Source organism: Corynebacterium guangdongense (assembly GCF_030408915.1).
In the GTDB taxonomy this organism is placed as follows: Bacteria; Actinomycetota; Actinomycetes; order Mycobacteriales; family Mycobacteriaceae; genus Corynebacterium; species Corynebacterium guangdongense.
In genome coordinates, this window is the sequence record NZ_CP047654.1 from 1,855,703 (window position 1) to 1,874,378 (window position 18,676).

Genomic DNA, 18,676 nt, shown 5'->3' on the forward strand with positions numbered 1-18,676 from the left:
CTTACTGGTTCTCCTTTGCAGCGCGCTCGGCGAGTGCGCGTCGGACTTCTTCCCGGTCGTCGAAGTGCAGGACCTCGGAGCCGACGATCTGGCCGACCTCGTGCCCCTTGCCGGTGACGATGACCGCGTCACCGGCCCGTGCCCACTCGACCAGCGCGTCGATGGCGCGGGCGCGCGGGCCGATCTCCCGGATCTCGGCGCCGGAGCCGACGCCCTGCGCACCGGCGACGATAGCCGCACGGATGGGCGCCGGCTCCTCGGAGCGAGGATTGTCGTCGGTGACGATCACCAGGTCGGCGCGCCGGGCGGCCTCCTGCCCCATGAGCGGGCGCTTGGATGAGTCGCGGTCGCCGCCGGCGCCGACGACGATGCCGACGCGGCCCGCGGTCTGGGCGCGCAGCGTATCCAGGACTGCGGCGACGGCGGCCGGCTTGTGGGCGTAGTCGACCACGGCCATGAAGCTCTGGCCCTCGTCGATGCGTTCCATGCGCCCCGGCACGGCCACCCCGGCCAGTCCCTCGGCGAACTTGCCGACGTCCACGCCGGCGGTGGCGGCCATGGCCACGGCCAGCGCCGTGTTCGCGATGTTGAAGCTGCCCGGCAGCGGCAGGTGGACGGCGATGGTCTCCCCGTCATGGGCGATGGCCAGGTCCTGGGCGCCGGTCGCGTCCTGGGCGGTGCGGGTGGCCGAGTAGTCCAGGCCCGCCTGTCCCCTGGTGCCCACCCGGACGACGTCCTCGCCGGCCAGCCCCGCCATCTTCTCGCCCCACTCGTCGTCGACGCAGACGACGGCCCGGGTCGCGGCCAGCCCTGAATCAGGGCGGAAGAAGCGGGCCTTGGCCTCGAAGTACTCCTCCATCGTCGGGTGGAAGTCCAGGTGGTCCTGGCTGAGGTTGGTGAAGCCGGCCACGTCGAACTCGACCCCGGCGACCCGGCCCAGCTCCAGGGCGTGGGAGGAGACCTCCATGACCACGTGGGTCACGCCCTCGGCGCGCATGGTGGCGAAAAGCTTCTGCAGCGTCGGAGCCTCCGGGGTGGTCAGCTTCGTCTCCACGACGCGGCCGTTGATGCGGGTTCCGGTCGTGCCGATGATGCCGGTCCGGAGCCCGGCGTGCATGAGCCCGGTCTCCAGGAGGTAGGTCGTCGTGGTCTTGCCCGAGGTGCCGGTCACGCCGAGCACCGTGAGTTCTCGGGTCGGGTGCCCGTAGATCTCGGCCGAGAGCCGCCCGAGGACGGCGCGGACGTCCTGGACGACCAGCACCGGGCGTCGCTCGTCCGTCCGGGTGATGATGGCGAGCCCGTCCTCGTCCGTGAGAATCGCCCCGGCCGGGGAATCGAAGGCGTAGGAGGCGCCGTGTACCCGGGTGCCGGGCAGCGCCGCGAACAGCGCGCCGGCGGGAAGGGTCTGGGAGTCGAGGCCGATCTCGGTGACGGCGGTGGCCAGCGCGGAGGCGGACTCGCCGACGACGCGGGCGTCGGCAAGCCTGGCCAGCTCGCCCAGGGTCGGTGCGGAGTGGTTCTCGGTGCCGGTGACTGCCATGGTGCTTCCTTCTTGTCTCGGATGGGGGCTAGTGCTGCAGGATGATGGGGTCCGCGGGCGGTGACGGCGGGATGTTGTCCCGGGCCAGGAGCCAGGCGGCGACGTCCTGGAAGATCGGTGCCGCGGACTGCCCGCCGGCGCCGCCCTGCTGCACGCCCCGCTCCGGATCGTCGATCATGACGGCCACGACGAAGCGCGGGTCATCGGCCGGGGCGATGCCGGCGAAGGTGATCCAGTAGTCGGAGTTCGAGTAGGCGCCGGTGTCCGGGTCAACCTGCTGTGCGGTGCCGGTCTTGCCGGCCAGCTGGTACCCCTCGATGCCGAAGGCGCCGGCGGTGCCGGATTGGTTGCCGCCCTGCGGGTCGGACTGCATCGTGGAGCGGAACATCTCGACGGTGGCCTGCGCCGCCTCCGGGCTGACCACCTGGGTCCGCTCGGGGCCGTCGTCGGCGGACTCGTCGTCATCGGCGCCGCGGACGTCGGAGACGATGCGCGGTTCGATCCGCTCGCCGTCATTGGCGATCGCCTGGTACACGCTCGCCATCTGCAGGGTCGTCCAGCTCATGCCCTGGCCGATCGGCAGGTTGGCGAAGGTGCCGCCCGACCACTGCTCCAGCGCGGGCAGCAGACCGGCGGATTCACTCGGCAGTTCCACCCCGGTGGTCTGGCCCAGACCGAAGTCCTCGAGGTAACGGTTGAAGTTCTCCTCTCCCAGCTGCTGGGCCAGCATCAGGGTGCCGACGTTGGAGGACTTACCGAAGATGCCGGCCGTGGTGTACGGCACCACCCCGTGATCCCAGGCGTCCTTGACGGTCACGCCGGCCATGTCGATGCTGCCCGGAACCTGGTGGACCGCGTCCGGGGTGGTGACGCCCTCGTTGAGCGCCGCGGCGGCGGTGATGATCTTGGCCACGGAGCCGGGCTCGTAGGGGTGGCTGATGGCGGGGTTCTCGAAGTCCTTGCCCTCGGCGAGCTGTTTCTCGATGTCGCCGTTCGGGTCGATGGTGTCGGTGTTGGCCATCGCGAGGATCTCAGCGGTCTCCACGTCGAGGACGACCGCCTCCACCGACTTCGCTCCGGAGTTGGCCTTCGACTGCTCCAGCAGCTGCTGGAGGTAGGTCTGCAGATCCAGGTCGAGGGTCAGCCGCACGTCCGAGCCGTCGACCGCCGGTACCTCGTCCCGCAGGGTGCCCGGGATAACCTGACCCGTGACCGCGACGTCCTCGGTGGAACGGCCGTTGACGCCGGTCAGCAGGTTGTCGCCGTAGGCCTCGAAACCGAACTGCCCCTGGCCGTCCATGGACACCTTGCCCAAGACGTTCTCCGCGATCGCGCCGTTCGGGTACTGGCGGATGTCCTGGTGGTCGGCGGCCACGCCGTGGTACTCCTGGGCCACCTCCACGGCGACGTCCGGATCCACGTTGCGCACCAGCACCTGGTAGGAGGAGTCCGAGCGCAGCTTGTCCAGGATCTCCTCGGAGTCGACGTCATCGGCCGAGGTGCCGGCGGACTCCACCATCTTCGGGATGTTCTCAGCCATGTCCTCCAGGATCGCTGACACGCGGTCATTGAGCTCCGCGTTCATCTGCTCCGGGGTCAGCTGGGCCGGCGCCGGCTCATCGGCGGCCTCGGCGGCGGTCGCCCTCTCCTGGTAGTCGATCGCCAAAGCCATCTCCTGCTGCTGGCGGAGTTCCTCGCGGAGGATGTTCGGCGAGACCGTCAGGCTGCGTGCCTGCATGGTGTAGGCCAGCGGCTGGTTGTCGCGGTCCACGACAGCGCCGCGGCGGGCGGGCTCGACGTAGACACGGGCGCGCTGCTGCTGCGCCTGCGCCGCCAGCTCAGGACCCCAGACGACCTGGACCCAGGCCAGACGGCCGACGACGATCAGCGCCACCGCCACCAGGAAGACGACGACGACCATCAGCCGCTTCTTCATGGTCTGCTTTTCGGTGGCGGCGATCCCGGCCGCGGTCGCCCTGACCTGCTCCCGACGGCCAGGTTGGCGCTTCGGGGAGGGGGACCGCGGCGCGCCACGACGGGTCGTCGACTGACCCGGCGCCGGCTGGCGTCCCGGCCGGTCTGGTCGACGCACACCTGCGCCGGTATGCCGTGTCTGTCGGGTCACTTCCCTGTCTCACCTATTCATCAGTTGGTTGCTGCTACCTCGGGGGCTGGGGCCGGGGCGTTGGACGCCGGGGCCTGTTGCGCGGGTGGCGCCTGCGCCTCGGCGGCGGCCGGTGCCGGTGCCGCCGGTGCGGGGGCCGGACCCGGAGCCGCCCCGGGGGCGTACGGCGCCACCGCCGGCGCCGGCGCGTTGGGCGCTACCGGCGCGGGTGCGGCCTGAGGCCGTGGCAGGGACTCCCCCGCCGGGACGGCCTCGAGATTGTCGGTGAGTTCATCGGTCTTGGTGGGATCGCTCGACGCCTGGCCTGGGCGGACCGGGGCGCCGTTCACGTCAATGATAGGGCTCGCCGCCGGATCCGCCGGGCGTTGCTCGACGGCGTCGCCGGAATCCTCCACCGCCAGGATGCCGGGCTGATCGGGCACGACCATGCCCAACTCACCGGCGCGTCGCGCCAGCTCGGCCGTCGAGCTGACGTTCGCCAGGTCGCGGTTGAGGGTCTCGAGCTGGTTCGACAGCTGTGACTCCTGGGCGACCAGCCCCTGGACCCGGAACGTCTGCTGGGTGGAGACGCCCGACAGCCACATGGCGATGGCGATGCCGATGGAGAACATCGTCACCGCCAACAGCGAGATACGGGCGAGCTTGTTGACGCTCTTGATCGGGGCGGTGCGCCGACCGCGGACGGACACGACCTGTTTGGAGCCGAGGCGGTTGCGGCGGCCGGCGCGGCCCGGGGCCGGCACGGTGCGCTCGGGTGCGGAGGTGCGGCGGGGGCGCTCCGGGGCGGCGACGCGCGCGCTGGCGGACCGGCCGTGGGCGCGGGCCGCCTCCCGGTCGAGAACGGTGGTGGCGCCGGTCGGGGTTCCGGTGGTGAAGTCTCGGCTGGTTCCCATGGTGCGCCGCGCCTTTCTGTCCTGTGCTGAGGGTGTGCTTCCGGTTCTCAGGGTCATGCCTGGCTCGCTTCCACGGTGGTGTCGTCCGGAAGGACCCGCTCAATGGCCCGGACCCGCACCGGCGCGGCCCGGGGATTCTCCTCGATTTCCCGCTCGTTGGCCTTTTCCGCGCCGCGGGTGACCACGGCGAAGCGGGCGGCCGTGCCGGGCAGGTCCATCGGCAGGCCCGGCGGGGTCTTCGAGGCGGTCAAGTCGGCGAAGGCTGACTTGACGATCCTGTCCTCCAGGCTCTGGTAGCTCATGAAGACGGCCCGTCCGCCGACGGCCAGCAGACCGGTGACGGCCGGGATGACCTTCTCGACCGCCTCAAGTTCCTTGTTGACCTCCACGCGCAGCGCCTGGAAGGTGCGCTTGGCCGGGTGACCGCCGGTACGACGGGTGGCCGCCGGAATGACCGCGTAGAGCAGTTCAACGAGGCGGGCGGAAGTGGTGAAGGGCTCCTTCTCCCGCTCACGGAGCACGGCGGAGGCGATCTTGCCGGCGAAGCGTTCGTCGCCGTATTTCTTGAGGATGCGCGCCAGGTCGCCGTGGGAGTAGGTGTTGAGGATGTCCGCCGCCGTCAGGCCGTCCTCCGGGTTCATCCGCATGTCAAGCGGGGCATCCGTGCGGTAGGCGAAGCCGCGCTCGACCTGGTCCAGCTGCATGGAGGAGACGCCGAGGTCGAAGAACCCTCCGGCCAGCCCGTGCGTACGGGCCAGGTCGAAGGCCGGGCCACGTCCCTCGCCGACGGCATCGGCCACCGCGTCGAAGCGGGCCGCGACGGGAGCGAAGCGCTCACCGAAGCGGGCGAGGCGCTCGAAGGCGTCCGTGAGCGCGTTCGGATCGCGGTCGATGCCGATGACGGAGACGGAGGGGAAACGCTCCAGGAAGTACTCGGTGTGGCCGCCGGCGCCGAGGGTGCCGTCGACGATGACCGCCGAACCTGTCGCGGCGGTGAGCTTGTCGACGCCCGGGGCCAGCAGATCTCCCATGCGATCGCGCATGACGGGGACATGGCCGTGGTTAGCGGCGATATCGTAGCGATGCTCGTTGGTGTCCATGTGCCGCCCGCCCCCTCGTGGTTGTCCGACTTGGCCTGTCATTCACTTGTTCCCGGTGAGTTGGCCCTGCGGCAATCCCTTCTGCCCGATGCGCCGGGGTGCGCATAGGGCCCTGCCCGGGGCGACTTATCTGATGTCGGGGAAGTACACCAGAGCAGTCAAGCCCCGGACAGAGTCCTAGCACGCACTCCGTCGTGGACCAGCCGCTAGAGCAGGCCCGCCAGGATGTCATCCGCGTCTCCCGCCGAATAGGCGGATTCCGTGGTTTCCTGGTACTCGGCCCAGGAAGCGGCATCCCAGATTTCGAGGAAATCCACCGAACCGATGACCACACACTCCTTCGTCAGCCCCGCATACTCGCGGTGAGCGGCAGACAGCGTAATGCGACCGTTGCCGTCGGGACGTTGCTCGTCGGCGCTGGCCGCCAGGTTGCGGATGAACGCACGAGCCTGAGGGTTGGTGCGGGAGACCTGCGCGGCCTTGCGGGCACGCTGGACAAACTCCTCCCGAGGGTAGACCGCTAAAGAGTGGTCCTGCCCTTTTGTCACCATGAGCCCTCCGGCCAGTTCATCCCTGAACTTCGCTGGAAGTGTCAGTCGACCCTTGTCGTCGAGCTTCGGGGTGTAGGTGCCGAGGAACACGGGGTCCCTCCTTACCTTTCCTACGCTCGCCTGGGCTCGTCTGTTCGGTGTCTTTATCTCTTTGTTCTGTTGTCAGTAGTCCACTCCGGCAGAGCCGCGGGGAGCCTACACAGTCCCCGATGTTCTTCCATCCTGTACCACTGCGCCCCACTTTAACCCACTTTGTCCCACTTGCACCACTCCAATGGACCGCAATTATCTCGTGTCACTCAGTTGACGCAGGTCACTGGCGCGAAACTGCGGCGACACGCGTGGGGCACCCGCCCCGAAGTCTCCCCACATCCGCCCCCTTACCCCCATCAGAACCTTCAGCCACACATCGCCGGGACCCAATCCCCTCCCCCTCGAGGAGGTTAAAGAAGAGGTTTAACCTGGTAATTTGCTGCGCAACCACCCGCGAATCTGTTCAGATTCTGGGATTTGTGGGTGAAAGTGGGGCGCCCTGGTGGGGCAAAGTGGGCGCACGCGCATTCCGGACGCCTGCCGCACCCGAGCCGGGCGCCAGGCTCCGTCAGAAGACCAGCCGGGGCGGCCCGTAAGGTTCAGTCACCCCGGGCCCGGCCCGCCTGAGACGGCATGGAAAAGCACCGGACCCCGCACGATGGGGCGTGCGGGGTCCGGGTGCGCGAAGAGTCAGCCAGGGAGGGGGCAGGGACTACTGCTGCCCCTCCTCAAAGCGACGGCGGAAATTGTCCTCGATACGGGAGGAGCGGTTGCCCTCCTGCGACTGCGGCTGCCGCCCACCCAGGCGAAGACCGCCCGCGGAGACCCCGGACCGGGGCGTGCGCAGCATCCAGATGCCCGCCCCGAACATCACCAGAAATCCGATCACGCTGAGGGCGATGAACCAGAAGCTGACCTGCGCGAGCGCAACGCCCGCGATCAGCAGAAGAAGGCCGACGACTCCGATGGCGATGCCGCGCAGAGTGAAACCGCCTCCTCCGAGGGCGGGACCGTCGTGACCGACCGAGGATCCGAACTTGGGATCGTCTGCCAGCAGCGAACGCTCAATCTCGCGCAGTGCCTGCTGTTCCTGCTCCGAAAGCGACACGTTATCCTCCAGAATCTCGTGGGCTGTGGTGGGGACGTCCGACCTGTCGCGTGATGTATGGGCGATGATTTTCCGTCTCTTTACTACTCAACGACCAGCCTATCCGCTTTGTTCCCGCTTAGGCCAATGCTTTTCTCACCAGGCTTTCCGCCTTCTCCGCACCCGTGCCGGAGCGGCCGCGGACATCCGTATCAGGCGGCGGTCTGGTGCCAGCCGGCCTCCGTCTCCGCCGAGAGGAGGAAATCCTCGGCCAGCCGAAGGAACTCGGCGACGAACCCCGCATCCGGATCCGGGTCGATTCCGGAAATGATGCGCGAACGTGCCGTGGAGTAGTTCGCGAACTGGGCCGCCCGGACGCTACCGTCATCATCGACGAGGGCGAGCTTGTCCCAGGCGCTGGCCGGCAGACGCCTGCGCTTGGCGATTTTCGCGGAAGCCGCTATCCGGGCGCCGGCGGTGCGCAGGGCCGCCTGGTAGGCGGATTCCAACGCCAGCCCGGTGTCGCCGGAAGTCAGGTGGCCGCGGGCCGTGTCAAGCAGAGCCCGGGCGCTGAAGAGAAAGCGGTCGCGCTTGGCCTGTCCTGCCGCTCCTCGAGTGGTGGCGGAGATGATCTCGATGTCGGCCATGGCGTCCTCCCCCTTATCTCGTCTGCCCGGCGGCACTGCTTGTTCCAATGCCTGTCAAGCTACGCCCCAGGGGCGACACCACATGCACCCAATTCGAACGTATATTCGAGAACATCGCTCGGAGAGTGCCCCCGGCCCGTGCACCTGCCCCGCGAGCGTGGTTCGATGAAAGACGTGAACGTCAGCATTCGCCGCCTCTCCCCCAGTGAGTTCGCTCTCCTCGCCCCGCGCCTGGTCGACATCTACATCAGCGCCATGGGCTACGACCCGGCCGTTCATGGACAGCGGTTGCGGGCCTGGCGCCACGACCTGATTCGCCCCGGTTTCACGGGCATCATCGCCACCACTCCCAACGAGGTGATCGGCGTCGCCTACGGTTTCCTGGGCACCCGCGAGACCTGGTGGGATCGACAGGTCCGCCGGGGAGTCTCAGTGGCGAGCTCCACTAATGAGGCCGACGAGCTGATGCGGGATTATTTCGAGGTCGCCGAGATCCACGTCTCTCCCGCCGCCCAGGGCATGGGCATCGGCAGGAAGCTGCTGACGGAACTGTTGTGGAACATCCCGGCGCGCACTGCGCTCCTGTCCACCCCGGAGGTCGACAATGAGGCCAACAACGCCTTCGGCCTCTACCGCTCCATGGGTTTCACCGACGTCCTGCGCCATTTCTACTTCGACGGCGACGACCGCCGCTTCGCCGTGCTCGGCCGCCCTCTCCCCCTGGAATTCCCGACCGCCGGGTGAGGGGGCGCGTCGGCTCGCTGGGTAGGCTGGTGCTCGATCTCAATCGCCGACCCAAGGAGACGTTGACCTGTGAGCATCCCCGATGCCTCCACCCTGGCCCTGGACGCGGTCCCCGAGGCGGTCCACGCCGTGCTCCAGGAGTTTTTCACGCAGCGCCGTGACTCCGTGGCAGCTATCGGTGAGCCGGTCACAGAAGCCGTCGGCCACCTCGAATCCTTCGTGTTGGGCGGCGGCAAGCGCATCCGCCCGGTCTACGCCTGGGCCGGCTTCATCGGAGCCGGCGGCCTGGCGGGCACCGAGGATCCCCAGGCGGTGCTGCGGGCGGTGTCCTCCCTGGAGTTCATCCAGGCCTGCGCACTCGTCCACGACGACATCATCGACTCCTCCGACACCCGTCGCGGCAATCCCACGGTCCACCGCGCCGTAGAGGCCCGGCACGGACGCCAGGGCTGGCTGGGCGATTCCTCCCACTTCGGCGAGTCGGTGGCCGTCCTGGTCGGGGATCTCGCCCTGATCTGGGCGGAGGATACGCTGCAGGACGCCGGGCTGTCCGCGGCGGCACTCTCCCGCACCCGCGAACCGTGGCGGGGCATGCGCACCGAGGTCATCGGTGGCCAGCTCCTCGACATCTACCTGGAGTCCTCGGGCAACGAGAACGTCGCCCAGGCGAACGCCGTCAACCGCTACAAGACGGCGGCCTACACCATCGAGCGCCCGCTGCACCTGGGCGCCGCCATCGCCGGCGCCGACGAGCACCTCATCCAGGCGTTCCGGGGCTACGGCCGCGACATCGGCGTCGCCTTCCAGCTGCGCGACGACATGCTCGATCTTTTCGGTGACGAGGCCGCCACGGGCAAGGCCCTCGGCGGCGATCTCGTGGAGGGCAAGCGCACTGTTCTCCTGGCCGAGGCCCTCACCCGGGCGGACAAAGACAACCCGAAGGCCGCCGAGAAGCTGCGGGCGGGCGTCGGGGCCGTCCAGTCGCCCGAGGAGATAAGGGAACTGATCGAGCTCATCGCCGCCACCGGTGCACCGGAGGCCGTCGAAGAGCAGATCTCGCGGCTGACCCGCTCCGGGCTCGCCCACCTGGACGCGGCGGGCGTCGACGCCGACGTCACCTCCACGCTGCGTGATCTCGCCGTCCGTGCGACCGCACGACGGGCGTAGGTGCAGGCAGTGGTCGACGAGTTCTTCGCCCGCCTGCCACGCCCCCTGTGGCTGGGGCTGACCGGCACGATCCTCATCTCGCTGGGCTCTTTCGGGGCCGGCGCCACCCGTAACCGCGGTGGCGCCCTGGAGGCGCTGAACCTGGAGTTTCTCGCGTGGGGCCACGGCGGCGGACTGTCCTCCACGGTCCTGTGGGTCGGCATCGTGCTGCTGCTCCTGGGCTGGGTGGGCCTGGGCAGGGATACGGTGGTCGACCGGGCCCCCGCGGATCCGCTGCGCTCGGTGCTCAGGCATACGCTCGTGTGGTTGATCCCGCTGCTCGCCGCGGCGCCCATCCTTTCGCGCGACGTGTACTCCTACCTCATGCAGGGGGCGATGACCCGCGACGGTTTCGACGCCTACAGCGAGGGCGCGGCCGTCAACCCCGGGCCGTTCCTGCTCGAGGTCTCCCACGACTGGCGCAACACCACCACTCCTTATGGACCCCTCCACCTGTGGCTGGGCGAGGGGGTGACGACGCTGGTCGGCGACAACGTCGCGACGGGCATCATCGCCTACAAGGTCGTCTCCGTCCTCGGCTACCTGGCGATCGCGTGGGCGGTTCCGCGCATCGCCGAGCGCCTGGGGCGGGATCCCGTGCTGGCGACCTGGCTGGGCGTGACCAACCCGGTGATGATGCTGCACCTGGTCGGCGGCATGCACAACGAGTCGATCATGGTCGGCCTCGTGTGCCTGGGCCTGGTGGCCTGCCTCGACCGCCGCTTCATCCTGGGCACGGTGCTCATCGCGGTCGCTGTGGCCCTCAAAGCCACCGCCGCGATCGCGCTGCCGTTCGTCGTCTGGATGGCGATGAACCACTACGCGGGAAAGGCGGCACCCCTCGGGCGCCGAGTTCTCGCTTTCCTCGTGTCCGGCGTCGTCGGGGTGGCCCTGACCCTGGGAACCGTGGGGCTGATCACCTGGGTATCCGGCTCCTCCTGGGGCTGGCTGGCGGAAATCTCCGGAAACTCGAAGGTCATCAACCCGCTGGCCGGGCCGACGCTGGCCACCGAGACCGTCCTGCCGTTCATCCAGCTGTTTGTCCCGGATTTCGACTACAACGTCGTACTCGGACTGACCCGGACGATCGGCTCGGTGCTCATGCTCGCCGGCCTGGTCGTGACATGGTGGCTGTTCCGCCAGGACGACCGCCGCGCCATCCAGGGCATCGTCGTCGCCTACATGGTCGCGTTCGTCTTCAACTCGGTGACCCTGCCCTGGTACTACGCCTCGGTGATCGCGCTGGTCGGCACGTTCCACACCAACCGGACACTGACCCAGTGGGCGACGGGCGCCTCGTTGTTCCTGGCGATGGCTTTCGCCGGCTCCGGCAACCACCAGCTCTACAACACCAACTGGGTTATCGGCACGGCGGCCGCCGCGTGGGTGTTCACTGCCTGGCTCTTCCCCCTGCGCAACCCCGGCATCGTCTCACCCGGGGTGGGTCAGCCGACGAAGGTTACAGCGCCATCGACTGTGCGCGACGAATGACCTCGCGCGCGCCGTGGCCGTGCAGGGCGTCGATCGGACGGCCGGGCAGCGTCTCATCCGGCGTGAAGAGGTAGAGGAGGATCTCCTCGTCGGTGTAGCCGCCGTCGGCGAGCACCGTGATCGCCCCGGCGACGAATTTCGAGGGGGAATCGAGATCACGCACCAGCGCGGCGGGGATCAGGCGGGACGCGCCCTGCTTGACGGCAACCAGCTTGTGCAGGTTGAGGTAGTCGCCGATCTTGGTGCGGGGCACACTGAACTGCTCCCCCACCTCGGCAAGCGTCATCAGGTGCTCGTCGGCGAGCAGGTCGTTGAGGGTCTGGATGGTGTTGGCGTTCTCACTCACGAACTCCAGTTTAAGGGGTCGACCCCCGGATCGGGCCACCCGTCCGCCCGTGGCGGCTCCCCGTGTTCGATTCCACCCGTGACCGACGTATCAGCCATACTGGTGCGCATGACTCAGCTGGCTGTAGGAGACGTACTGGAAGGCCGCTACCGTGTCGATCACCCGATCGCCCGGGGCGGGATGTCCACCGTGTACCGCTGCGTCGACCTTCGGCTCGGGCGCACCGTCGCCGCCAAGGTGATGGACTCCCGCTTCGTCGGGGATCCGGCCTCCCGCGACCGTTTCCGCCGGGAAGCCAGGGCGATGGGTCTGCTGCCCAACCATCCCAACCTGGTCAACGTCTACGACTTCTCCGCCGAGGACGACGAGATCGTCTACCTGATCATGGAGCTGGTCACCGGCGGCACGCTGCGGGAACTGCTCGCCGAGCGTGGCCCCATGCCCCCGCACGCGGCCGCCAGCGTCATGCGCGCCGTGCTCACCGGCCTGTCCGTCGCCCACGGCAAACGCATGGTCCACCGCGACGTCAAGCCGGACAACATCCTGATCAACGGTGATCACCGGGTCAAAATCGCCGACTTCGGGCTGGTGCGCGCGGCGTCCGGCGGGACCGCGACGTCCGACAGCATCATCGGCACCGTCGCCTACCTCTCCCCCGAGCAGGTCAGCGGCGAGGACATCACGCCGGCCTCTGACGTGTACTCGGCGGGCATCGTCCTGTTCGAGCTTCTCACCGGACGTACGCCCTTCAGCGGGGAGAACGACTACGCGCACGCTTTCGCGCGCCTGAACCAGGACGTGCCCGCCCCCAGTTCCCTTATCGAGGGTGTGCCGGATCTTTTCGACGAGCTGGTCGCCACCGCAACGATGCGTGATCCCGCCGAGCGGTTCACCGACGCCGGCGATTTTCTGGCCGCGCTCGACGACGTCGCCGCGGATCTCTCGTTGCCCCCCTTCACCGTGCCCATCCCCCGCAACTCGGCCGCCCACCGCGCCGCGGCCGTCCCCACGGACACCACCGGCATCATCACCCGGACCCACCCGGGGTTGACGCCCGCCACGGAGGTCATCCCCGCGCGGGGTGACACCCGGGTCGTCGAGTCCCCGCCACCTGTGGCCGTCCCGGCGCCGGAGCCCGCCCCCCGGGATGATCTCCCCGAGCCCCGCCCGCAGCAGGAGATGGAGTCCCCGAAGCCGGTGAGCAACCGCTCCCCCTGGCGCATGATCGTCTGGACGGTACTCGTCCTCCTCGTCACGGCCGCGGTCGCCGTGGGTGCCTGGTGGTTCGGATCCGGGCGCTACGGCGAGGTGCCGCAGGTGCTGGGCATGGACCGGACCGCCGCGGTCGCCGCGGTCAGCGAGGCCGGTTTCGAGCCCACCACCCGCATCATCTTCCACGACGAGGTCCCCGCCGATGAGACCGTGGGGACCGAGCCGCCGGAGGGCGGCAGGGCGCTGCCGGGTGAGCCGGTCGTCATCCTCATCTCCCAGGGCCGGCCGACGGTCCCGGAAATTCCGGCGGGGATGGGTGTGGAGGACTATCGGGCGCTGGCCGACGAGCGGACCCTCAACATCGAGACGGGTGAATCCGTCTGGTCGGATTCGGTGCCCTCGGGCACGGTCGCGCAAACCTCCCCGGCCCCGGGCACCCAGGTCGCGATCGGCTCGACGATCACGGTCGCACTGTCCAAGGGGCCCCAGCCCGCGACGGTCCCCGACGTCGAGGGTCAGCCCCTCGACCTCGCCCGTCGCCAGCTCGAGGAGGCCGGGCTGAACGTCGGCGAGGTCAGCGAACGCTACGACGACGTCATCTTCGGCGGCAACGTCGTCGCCGTCAACCCCGGCCCCGGAACGCATCTGGAACGCGGGGACCGCGTCGACCTCGTCGTCTCCACCGCCTTCCGCCTGCCCGACCTGTCCGGCATGAAGCTCGCGGAAGCCAAGGACCTGCTCGCCGACGCCGACGTCTCCGTCAAGACCGCCACCGACGGCAAAGCCACCGGCGCCGCCTTCGACACGGTGCTGAAGGTCTCCCCGGAGCCGGGCACCCTGCTCAACCCTGAGTCGAAACCGGAGGTCACGCTCACCCTGCCGGGCCTGATAGCCACCCCCGACGTGGTCGGCATGAGCGTCAAAGACGCCCGCGAGGCGCTCGCCGACGCCGGCCTGCGCGACCGCGGCGTCTCCGGCAAGGACGACAAGGACTCCGTCACCGAGCAGTCCCCCGCCGCCGGCGAACCGGCCCGTGCCCGCCAGCGTGTGACACTGGAGCACGACTAATCCGAGGATCCGACCGGAAGCACCCGCAACCGGAGGATTCCTAAGCAGTTGATGCTCCCCGGTGGGCACAACCACTGCCACTGGGACGGGAATCGGGCGTCGACAAGCCTCAGTGGCAATGGTTGTGCCCACAAAAAACTCCCCACCGGCGGTGGGGAGTTGTCGAACAGGGGCTAGTTGCGCAGCATTTCCGCGACCAGGAACGCCAGCTCCAGGGACTGCTCCGGGTTCAGGCGCGGGTCGACCGCCGAGGCGTAGTGACGCGGCAGGTCGATATCGGTGATGTCCATGGCACCACCGAGGCACTCGGTGACGTTGTCGCCGGTGAGCTCGATGTGAATGCCGCCCGGGTGGGTGCCCAGGGCGCGGTGGACCTCGAAGAATCCCTGCGCCTCGTCGATGATCTTGTCGAAGTGGCGGGTCTTGTAGCCGTTGGAGGCCGTGTGCGTGTTGCCGTGCATCGGGTCGCACTGCCAGATGACCTTGAAGCCCTCCTTCTCGACGGCCTCGACGACGCCGGGGAGCACCTCCCGGACCTTGTCGTAGCCCATGCGGGTGATCAGGGTGAGACGGCCGGCCTCGTTCTCCGGGTTGAGCTTCTCGCAGTAGGCGCGGATCTCGTCCGGGGTGATGGTCGGGCCGATCTTCATGCCGATCGGGTTGGCGATCATCGCGGCGAAGTTGACGTGGAAGTCGTCGATGCCGCGGGTGCGCTCACCGATCCACAGCTGGTGGGCGGAGAGGTCGTAGAGCTTCGGCTCCCCGGAGCCGTCGTCGGCCAAACGCAGCAGGGCACGTTCGTAGTCGACGAGCAGCGCCTCGTGGGAGGCGTAGATCTCGGAGGTGCGCAGGGAGTCGTCCTTGACGCCGGCGGCCTCCATGAAGCGCAGGCCGGCCCCGATCTCGTCGGCGAGCGCCTGGTAGCGGGCGCCGGCCGGGGAGGAGGCGATGAACTCGCGGTTCCACTCGTGCAGGCGGTAGAGGTCCGCCTCGCCGGAGGAGGTCAGCGCCCGGACCAGGTTCATGGCGGCGCCGGAGTTCGCGTAGGCGCGGATCATGCGGGACGGGTCGTGGCGACGCTCCTCCTCGGTGGCCTCGACGCCGTTGACGATGTCACCGCGGTAGTTGAGCAGGCCGTTGGCGTCGTGGTCGGCGGAGCGCGGCTTGGCGTACTGGCCGGCGATGCGGCCCAGCTTCACCACCGGCATGGAAGCGCCGTAGGTCAGGACCACCGCCATCTGCAGCAGGGTGCGGATGTTGCCGCGGATGTGCGGCTCGGTGTTGGTCTCGAAAGTCTCCGCGCAGTCGCCGCCCTGCAGCATGAAGGCCTTGCCGTTGGCGACGTCGGCGAGCTTGCGCTTGAGCTCGAGGACCTCGGGCGCGACCACGACGGGCGGGACGGACTCGAGGATCTTGCGGACATTGTCGGCCTGGGCCTGATCCCAGGAAGGCTGCTGCTTGGCCTCGCGGGACAGCACGTCGTCCCACCGGGCGGCGTACTTCTCGGGCAGCGGGGGCAGGTCAGGCAGCGCTGTTTCGGGGATGTCGATGGTCCAGTTACTCACATGTTCAGTTCTATCACGTCGCTCCCCCTAATCAACTTTCTCCGGGGATCAGCGCAGCACCCGATTGCTCGGTGAGAGGGGCATCACCTGCATGCAGGCGTCAAACTTCGCCTTGTTGTGGCGGGCGTCGACGAGCGCGTCGTGGAGCCCGTCCGGCGCGGGCGGAATGTGGGGGCAGCCGGCCATGTGCCAGTACTGCTTGATGTCGAGCGTCAGCCGGGGCAGCGACTTCGGCAACGCCGTCATGTCCCCGAACAGCTGCGCAAAAAGGACGTGGTCGTAGGCGCCGACCCACGCCCACAGCTGCGGGCGGGTCTTGCCGGCGGTGAGAAAGGCCAGCAGCTCGTCGCGGATGGTGGCGGTGGACTTCCACACGGGAGAGTTGGGGCTGGGCAGCTTGTCGAGCACGTTGTTGCGGACCCAGGGATTTGCGCGGCCGGAGTCGAAATCCGTGGACACGGCGTAGTACTCGCGGCCGTCCTCGGCGACGACGCCGATGGACACCAGCTCGATGGTGGTTCCGTCCTCGATGAACTCGGTGTCATAGAAGTAGCGCACGATGTTGTCATCCGTTCTCGTTCCGGCTGGCTGAACTGCTGTCCCAGCGTAGCCCCCACCCCGCACGCGAGGTCCAGTGGGGCTAGATTCTGTATTCATGAAACAGCTGCTGGCGGTCTCCGCGCTCATCACCCTCGCCCTGGCCGCGGGCATGGTCTTCAGCCTCGAGCCGCTGGGCCTGCGCTACCACCTCGACGCCGACGTCTACCGCCTCGGCGCCCGCGAGCTGCTCGCCGACGCCCACCTGTACACGGCCACCTACCTGACCCGGGTGGGTCCACTGCCCTTCACCTATCCCCCGTTCGCCGCGCTGATTTTTCTGCCGCTGGCGCCGCTGTCCGACGTGGGCGCGGGCCTGGTGCTCACCCTGGTCAATCTCGCCCTCCCCGCCGTGCTGGCCTACCTGGTCCTGCGCCATCTGCGGGTGGCCCGTCCGGGGGCGTGGACGCTGCTCCTGCTGCCGGTGATGCTGGTCGCCGAGCCAGTGTGGGAGACTGTCGCGTTCGGTCAGATCAACCTCGTTCTGGCGACGCTCGTGCTGGTCGACGCGCTTGTCCTCGCGCCCCGCGGCTCCCGGTGGCGCGGCCTCCTGACCGGGCTGGCCGCCGGTGTCAAACTCACCCCGCTGGTGTTCATCCTGGTCCCGCTGTTCCGGCGAGATCTCCGGGGCGGCGCCGGGGTGCTGGCCGGTTTCCTCGGCACCGGACTGCTGGGTGCGCTGGCCGCGCCGCAGGCCACCCGGGAGTATCTCGCCGGCGTGCTCGGCGACACCGGGCGCATCGGCAACGCCGAGTACGCCGCCAACCAGTCCCTGGCGGGGGTCTTCGCCCGGGTGGGCGTGGAGCAGCTGTGGTTGCCGAGCCTGGCGGTCGTCGGGGCGGCGGTGGTGATCGCCCTCGAGCGGGAGCACCGCCGCGGCGGCGATCCCCTGGCGATGGTGCTGCTCGCCTCCCTGGTGGCGACGCTGGGCTCCCCGGTGTCCTGGTCCCACCACTGGGTCTGGCTCGTCCCGACGACGATCTACCTGGCCGTGTCGGGCTGGCGTACCCGCCGCCGATGGTCGCGGCTCCTCGCCGGACTCGGCGCCGCGGCAATGCTGGCGCGCCCGCACTGGCTGCTGCCCCACGGCGGCGGAACGGAAACGGCCTGGCCCTGGTGGGCGCAGGTCGTGGGCTCGTCCTACGTGGTAATCGGGCTGGTTTTTCTGGCGGCCATGACGCTCCGGTCTAGGGGGACGGCTCGTGCTGGCGGTCTCTCAGCGTCTCGGGCTGCGGCGCGGTCAGCGTCGAATGGGGCAACTGGGGCGGGGTCAACGACCACTTCAGGACGGGGGTCTTGGTGATCACCCAGAAGACGAGCCCGCCGGCCAGGCAGACGGCGAAGGCGTAGGCCATCCAGAACGCGGTGTCGTTGAGCCAGTGCTCGGCGTGCCGCGCAATCGTCAGCTGCAGCTCGTACTGGAGGCGGTGGTAGCCGAGGATGAGGGCGATCGGGTGGCCCAGGTAGAGCACCAGCGTGTGGCGGCCGAAGAATTTCAGCGGCTCCGCCAGCCAGACGACGCGGGCGATCACCACGGTCACGGTGATGGCCATCGCCAGCATGAGGGACTGCACCAGCAGGAGGACGACCAGGCGCAGCTCGGGGGCGCCGACGGAGTCCGCGAGTCCGAACGGCCACGGCAGGGAAATGACGGCGCCGGAATCAGCCAGGCGGTTCCACCCGAACAGCAGTCCCAGACCCGCCAGATAGGTCAGGCCCGAGAAGATGAGACGGGAGGGCGTCAACGCGGTGGCGGCGAAGGAGCCCACCGGACCGCGCAGGTGGGCGCCCATCATGAAGATCGGCAGATAGAGCACCGCCTTGCCCACGATGTGGAAATCGTCGTGCAGCGGAAGGACGAGGACGGGCAGAAGCGACACAATGAGCGCCCCCCACCACGGCATCCGCCGGGTCAGCCAGAGGATGACGTTGAACAGGACCAGGGCGTAGAGGAACCACGCCATGTTCGTGCCGGTGACGACATGGCTGACGTAATGGCTCAGCGGCGGCAGTTCGCGGTCGAAGACCGCCTGGTACTCCTTCGCCTTGAGGAAGAGTTCCACCGGCACCCAGATGACGTAGGGAACCAGGAAGAACCACAGTCGGCGGGTTACCAGCTCGAGGAAACCGAAGCGGAGGACCTTTGTCGCGAAAAATCCGCTGACCAGGAAGAACAACGGCATCCGGAGGGGATCCAGAACCGCGTTGAACTCCGCCGCGCGGGTGTCCATGCCCCCGGGCACCGCGAGGCTGACATGGAGCAGAATGACACCGAGGATGGAAATTCCCCGCGCGATGTCAGGCCAGTCCAGGCGGCGCCGGGGCGGGGTTGCGGCCGCCGCCCCGGACATTGCTCCGCTCACGGTTCCGCTCATGACACTGACACTTCCCTACTACTGACCCCGGCTGCTCGCAGCATTAACCAAACGGAGCAATCCTATCCGCTGGACGCGACATTGGCCAGCAGCCCT

The 18,676-nt window shown here is 68.7% G+C and carries 16 protein-coding genes; 5 read left to right on the forward strand and 11 right to left on the reverse strand.

Annotation, left to right across the window (positions count from 1 at the left end):
• Position 1: 1 nt before the first annotated feature.
• The 7 genes from CGUA_RS08760 to CGUA_RS08790 form a co-directional block, all read right to left on the reverse strand.
• Positions 2–1,540: a UDP-N-acetylmuramoyl-L-alanyl-D-glutamate--2,6-diaminopimelate ligase gene (locus tag CGUA_RS08760; protein ID WP_290194794.1), complete on the reverse strand. Its 1,539-nt coding sequence runs from the start codon at positions 1,538–1,540 to the stop codon at positions 2–4.
• A gap of 28 nt (positions 1,541–1,568) precedes the next feature.
• Positions 1,569–3,476, reverse strand: coding sequence for a peptidoglycan D,D-transpeptidase FtsI family protein (locus CGUA_RS08765; RefSeq protein WP_290198360.1), 1,908 nt, complete (start codon positions 3,474–3,476; stop codon positions 1,569–1,571).
• Positions 3,477–3,685: 209 nt separating this feature from the next.
• Positions 3,686–4,558, reverse strand: coding sequence for a cell division protein FtsL (ftsL, locus tag CGUA_RS08770; RefSeq protein WP_290194796.1), 873 nt, complete (start codon positions 4,556–4,558; stop codon positions 3,686–3,688).
• 53 nt (positions 4,559–4,611) lie between these two features.
• Positions 4,612–5,658 carry a 16S rRNA (cytosine(1402)-N(4))-methyltransferase RsmH gene (rsmH, locus tag CGUA_RS08775; RefSeq protein WP_290194797.1) on the reverse strand — a complete coding sequence of 349 codons (1,047 nt, stop codon included), beginning with the start codon at positions 5,656–5,658 and terminating at the stop codon, positions 4,612–4,614.
• Positions 5,659–5,864: 206 nt separating this feature from the next.
• A complete protein-coding gene (gene mraZ, locus CGUA_RS08780) occupies positions 5,865–6,299 on the reverse strand; it encodes a division/cell wall cluster transcriptional repressor MraZ (protein ID WP_290194799.1) in 435 nt (144 codons plus the stop codon).
• A 655-nt stretch (positions 6,300–6,954) separates the two neighbouring features.
• Positions 6,955–7,350, reverse strand: a complete 396-nt coding sequence (locus CGUA_RS08785; protein ID WP_290194802.1) for a DUF3040 domain-containing protein — start codon at positions 7,348–7,350, stop codon at positions 6,955–6,957.
• Between the two features lie 191 nt (positions 7,351–7,541).
• Complete coding sequence (locus CGUA_RS08790) at positions 7,542–7,976, reverse strand: SAV_6107 family HEPN domain-containing protein (protein WP_290194803.1); 435 nt, start codon at positions 7,974–7,976, stop codon at positions 7,542–7,544.
• Positions 7,977–8,150: 174 nt separating this feature from the next.
• Between CGUA_RS08790 and CGUA_RS08795 the strand changes: the two genes are divergently transcribed.
• The 3 genes from CGUA_RS08795 (at position 8,151) to CGUA_RS08805 (ending at position 11,417) form a co-directional block, all read left to right on the forward strand.
• Positions 8,151–8,720, forward strand: a complete 570-nt coding sequence (locus tag CGUA_RS08795) for a GNAT family N-acetyltransferase (protein WP_290194805.1) — start codon at positions 8,151–8,153, stop codon at positions 8,718–8,720.
• A 69-nt stretch (positions 8,721–8,789) separates the two neighbouring features.
• Positions 8,790–9,887 (forward strand): polyprenyl synthetase family protein, encoded by a 1,098-nt coding sequence (locus CGUA_RS08800; RefSeq protein WP_374725040.1) that lies wholly within the window; start codon positions 8,790–8,792, stop codon positions 9,885–9,887.
• A gap of 9 nt (positions 9,888–9,896) precedes the next feature.
• Positions 9,897–11,417, forward strand: coding sequence for an alpha-(1->6)-mannopyranosyltransferase A (locus CGUA_RS08805; RefSeq protein WP_290194807.1), 1,521 nt, complete (start codon positions 9,897–9,899; stop codon positions 11,415–11,417).
• Here CGUA_RS08805 and CGUA_RS08810 read toward each other — a convergent pair.
• Positions 11,386–11,763 (reverse strand): Rv2175c family DNA-binding protein, encoded by a 378-nt coding sequence (locus tag CGUA_RS08810; protein ID WP_290194809.1) that lies wholly within the window; start codon positions 11,761–11,763, stop codon positions 11,386–11,388. The genes CGUA_RS08805 and CGUA_RS08810 overlap by 32 nt on opposite strands.
• A gap of 108 nt (positions 11,764–11,871) precedes the next feature.
• Between CGUA_RS08810 and pknB the strand changes: the two genes are divergently transcribed.
• Complete coding sequence (pknB, locus tag CGUA_RS08815; RefSeq protein WP_290194811.1) at positions 11,872–14,043, forward strand: Stk1 family PASTA domain-containing Ser/Thr kinase; 2,172 nt, start codon at positions 11,872–11,874, stop codon at positions 14,041–14,043.
• A 173-nt stretch (positions 14,044–14,216) separates the two neighbouring features.
• Here the strand turns inward: pknB and CGUA_RS08820 are convergent, their stop codons facing one another.
• Positions 14,217–15,608, reverse strand: coding sequence for a class II 3-deoxy-7-phosphoheptulonate synthase (locus tag CGUA_RS08820; protein ID WP_290194813.1), 1,392 nt, complete (start codon positions 15,606–15,608; stop codon positions 14,217–14,219).
• Positions 15,609–15,656: 48 nt separating this feature from the next.
• Positions 15,657–16,166 carry a polyadenylate-specific 3'-exoribonuclease AS gene (locus CGUA_RS08825; protein WP_290194815.1) on the reverse strand — a complete coding sequence of 170 codons (510 nt, stop codon included), beginning with the start codon at positions 16,164–16,166 and terminating at the stop codon, positions 15,657–15,659.
• A gap of 97 nt (positions 16,167–16,263) precedes the next feature.
• Between CGUA_RS08825 and CGUA_RS08830 the strand changes: the two genes are divergently transcribed.
• Complete coding sequence (locus tag CGUA_RS08830) at positions 16,264–17,508, forward strand: glycosyltransferase 87 family protein (RefSeq protein WP_290194818.1); 1,245 nt, start codon at positions 16,264–16,266, stop codon at positions 17,506–17,508.
• On the opposite strand, the gene CGUA_RS08835 is transcribed toward CGUA_RS08830, so the two are convergent.
• Positions 17,393–18,580 (reverse strand): acyltransferase family protein, encoded by a 1,188-nt coding sequence (locus tag CGUA_RS08835; RefSeq protein WP_290194821.1) that lies wholly within the window; start codon positions 18,578–18,580, stop codon positions 17,393–17,395. The genes CGUA_RS08830 and CGUA_RS08835 overlap by 116 nt on opposite strands.
• Between the last annotated feature and the right edge of the window lie 96 nt (positions 18,581–18,676).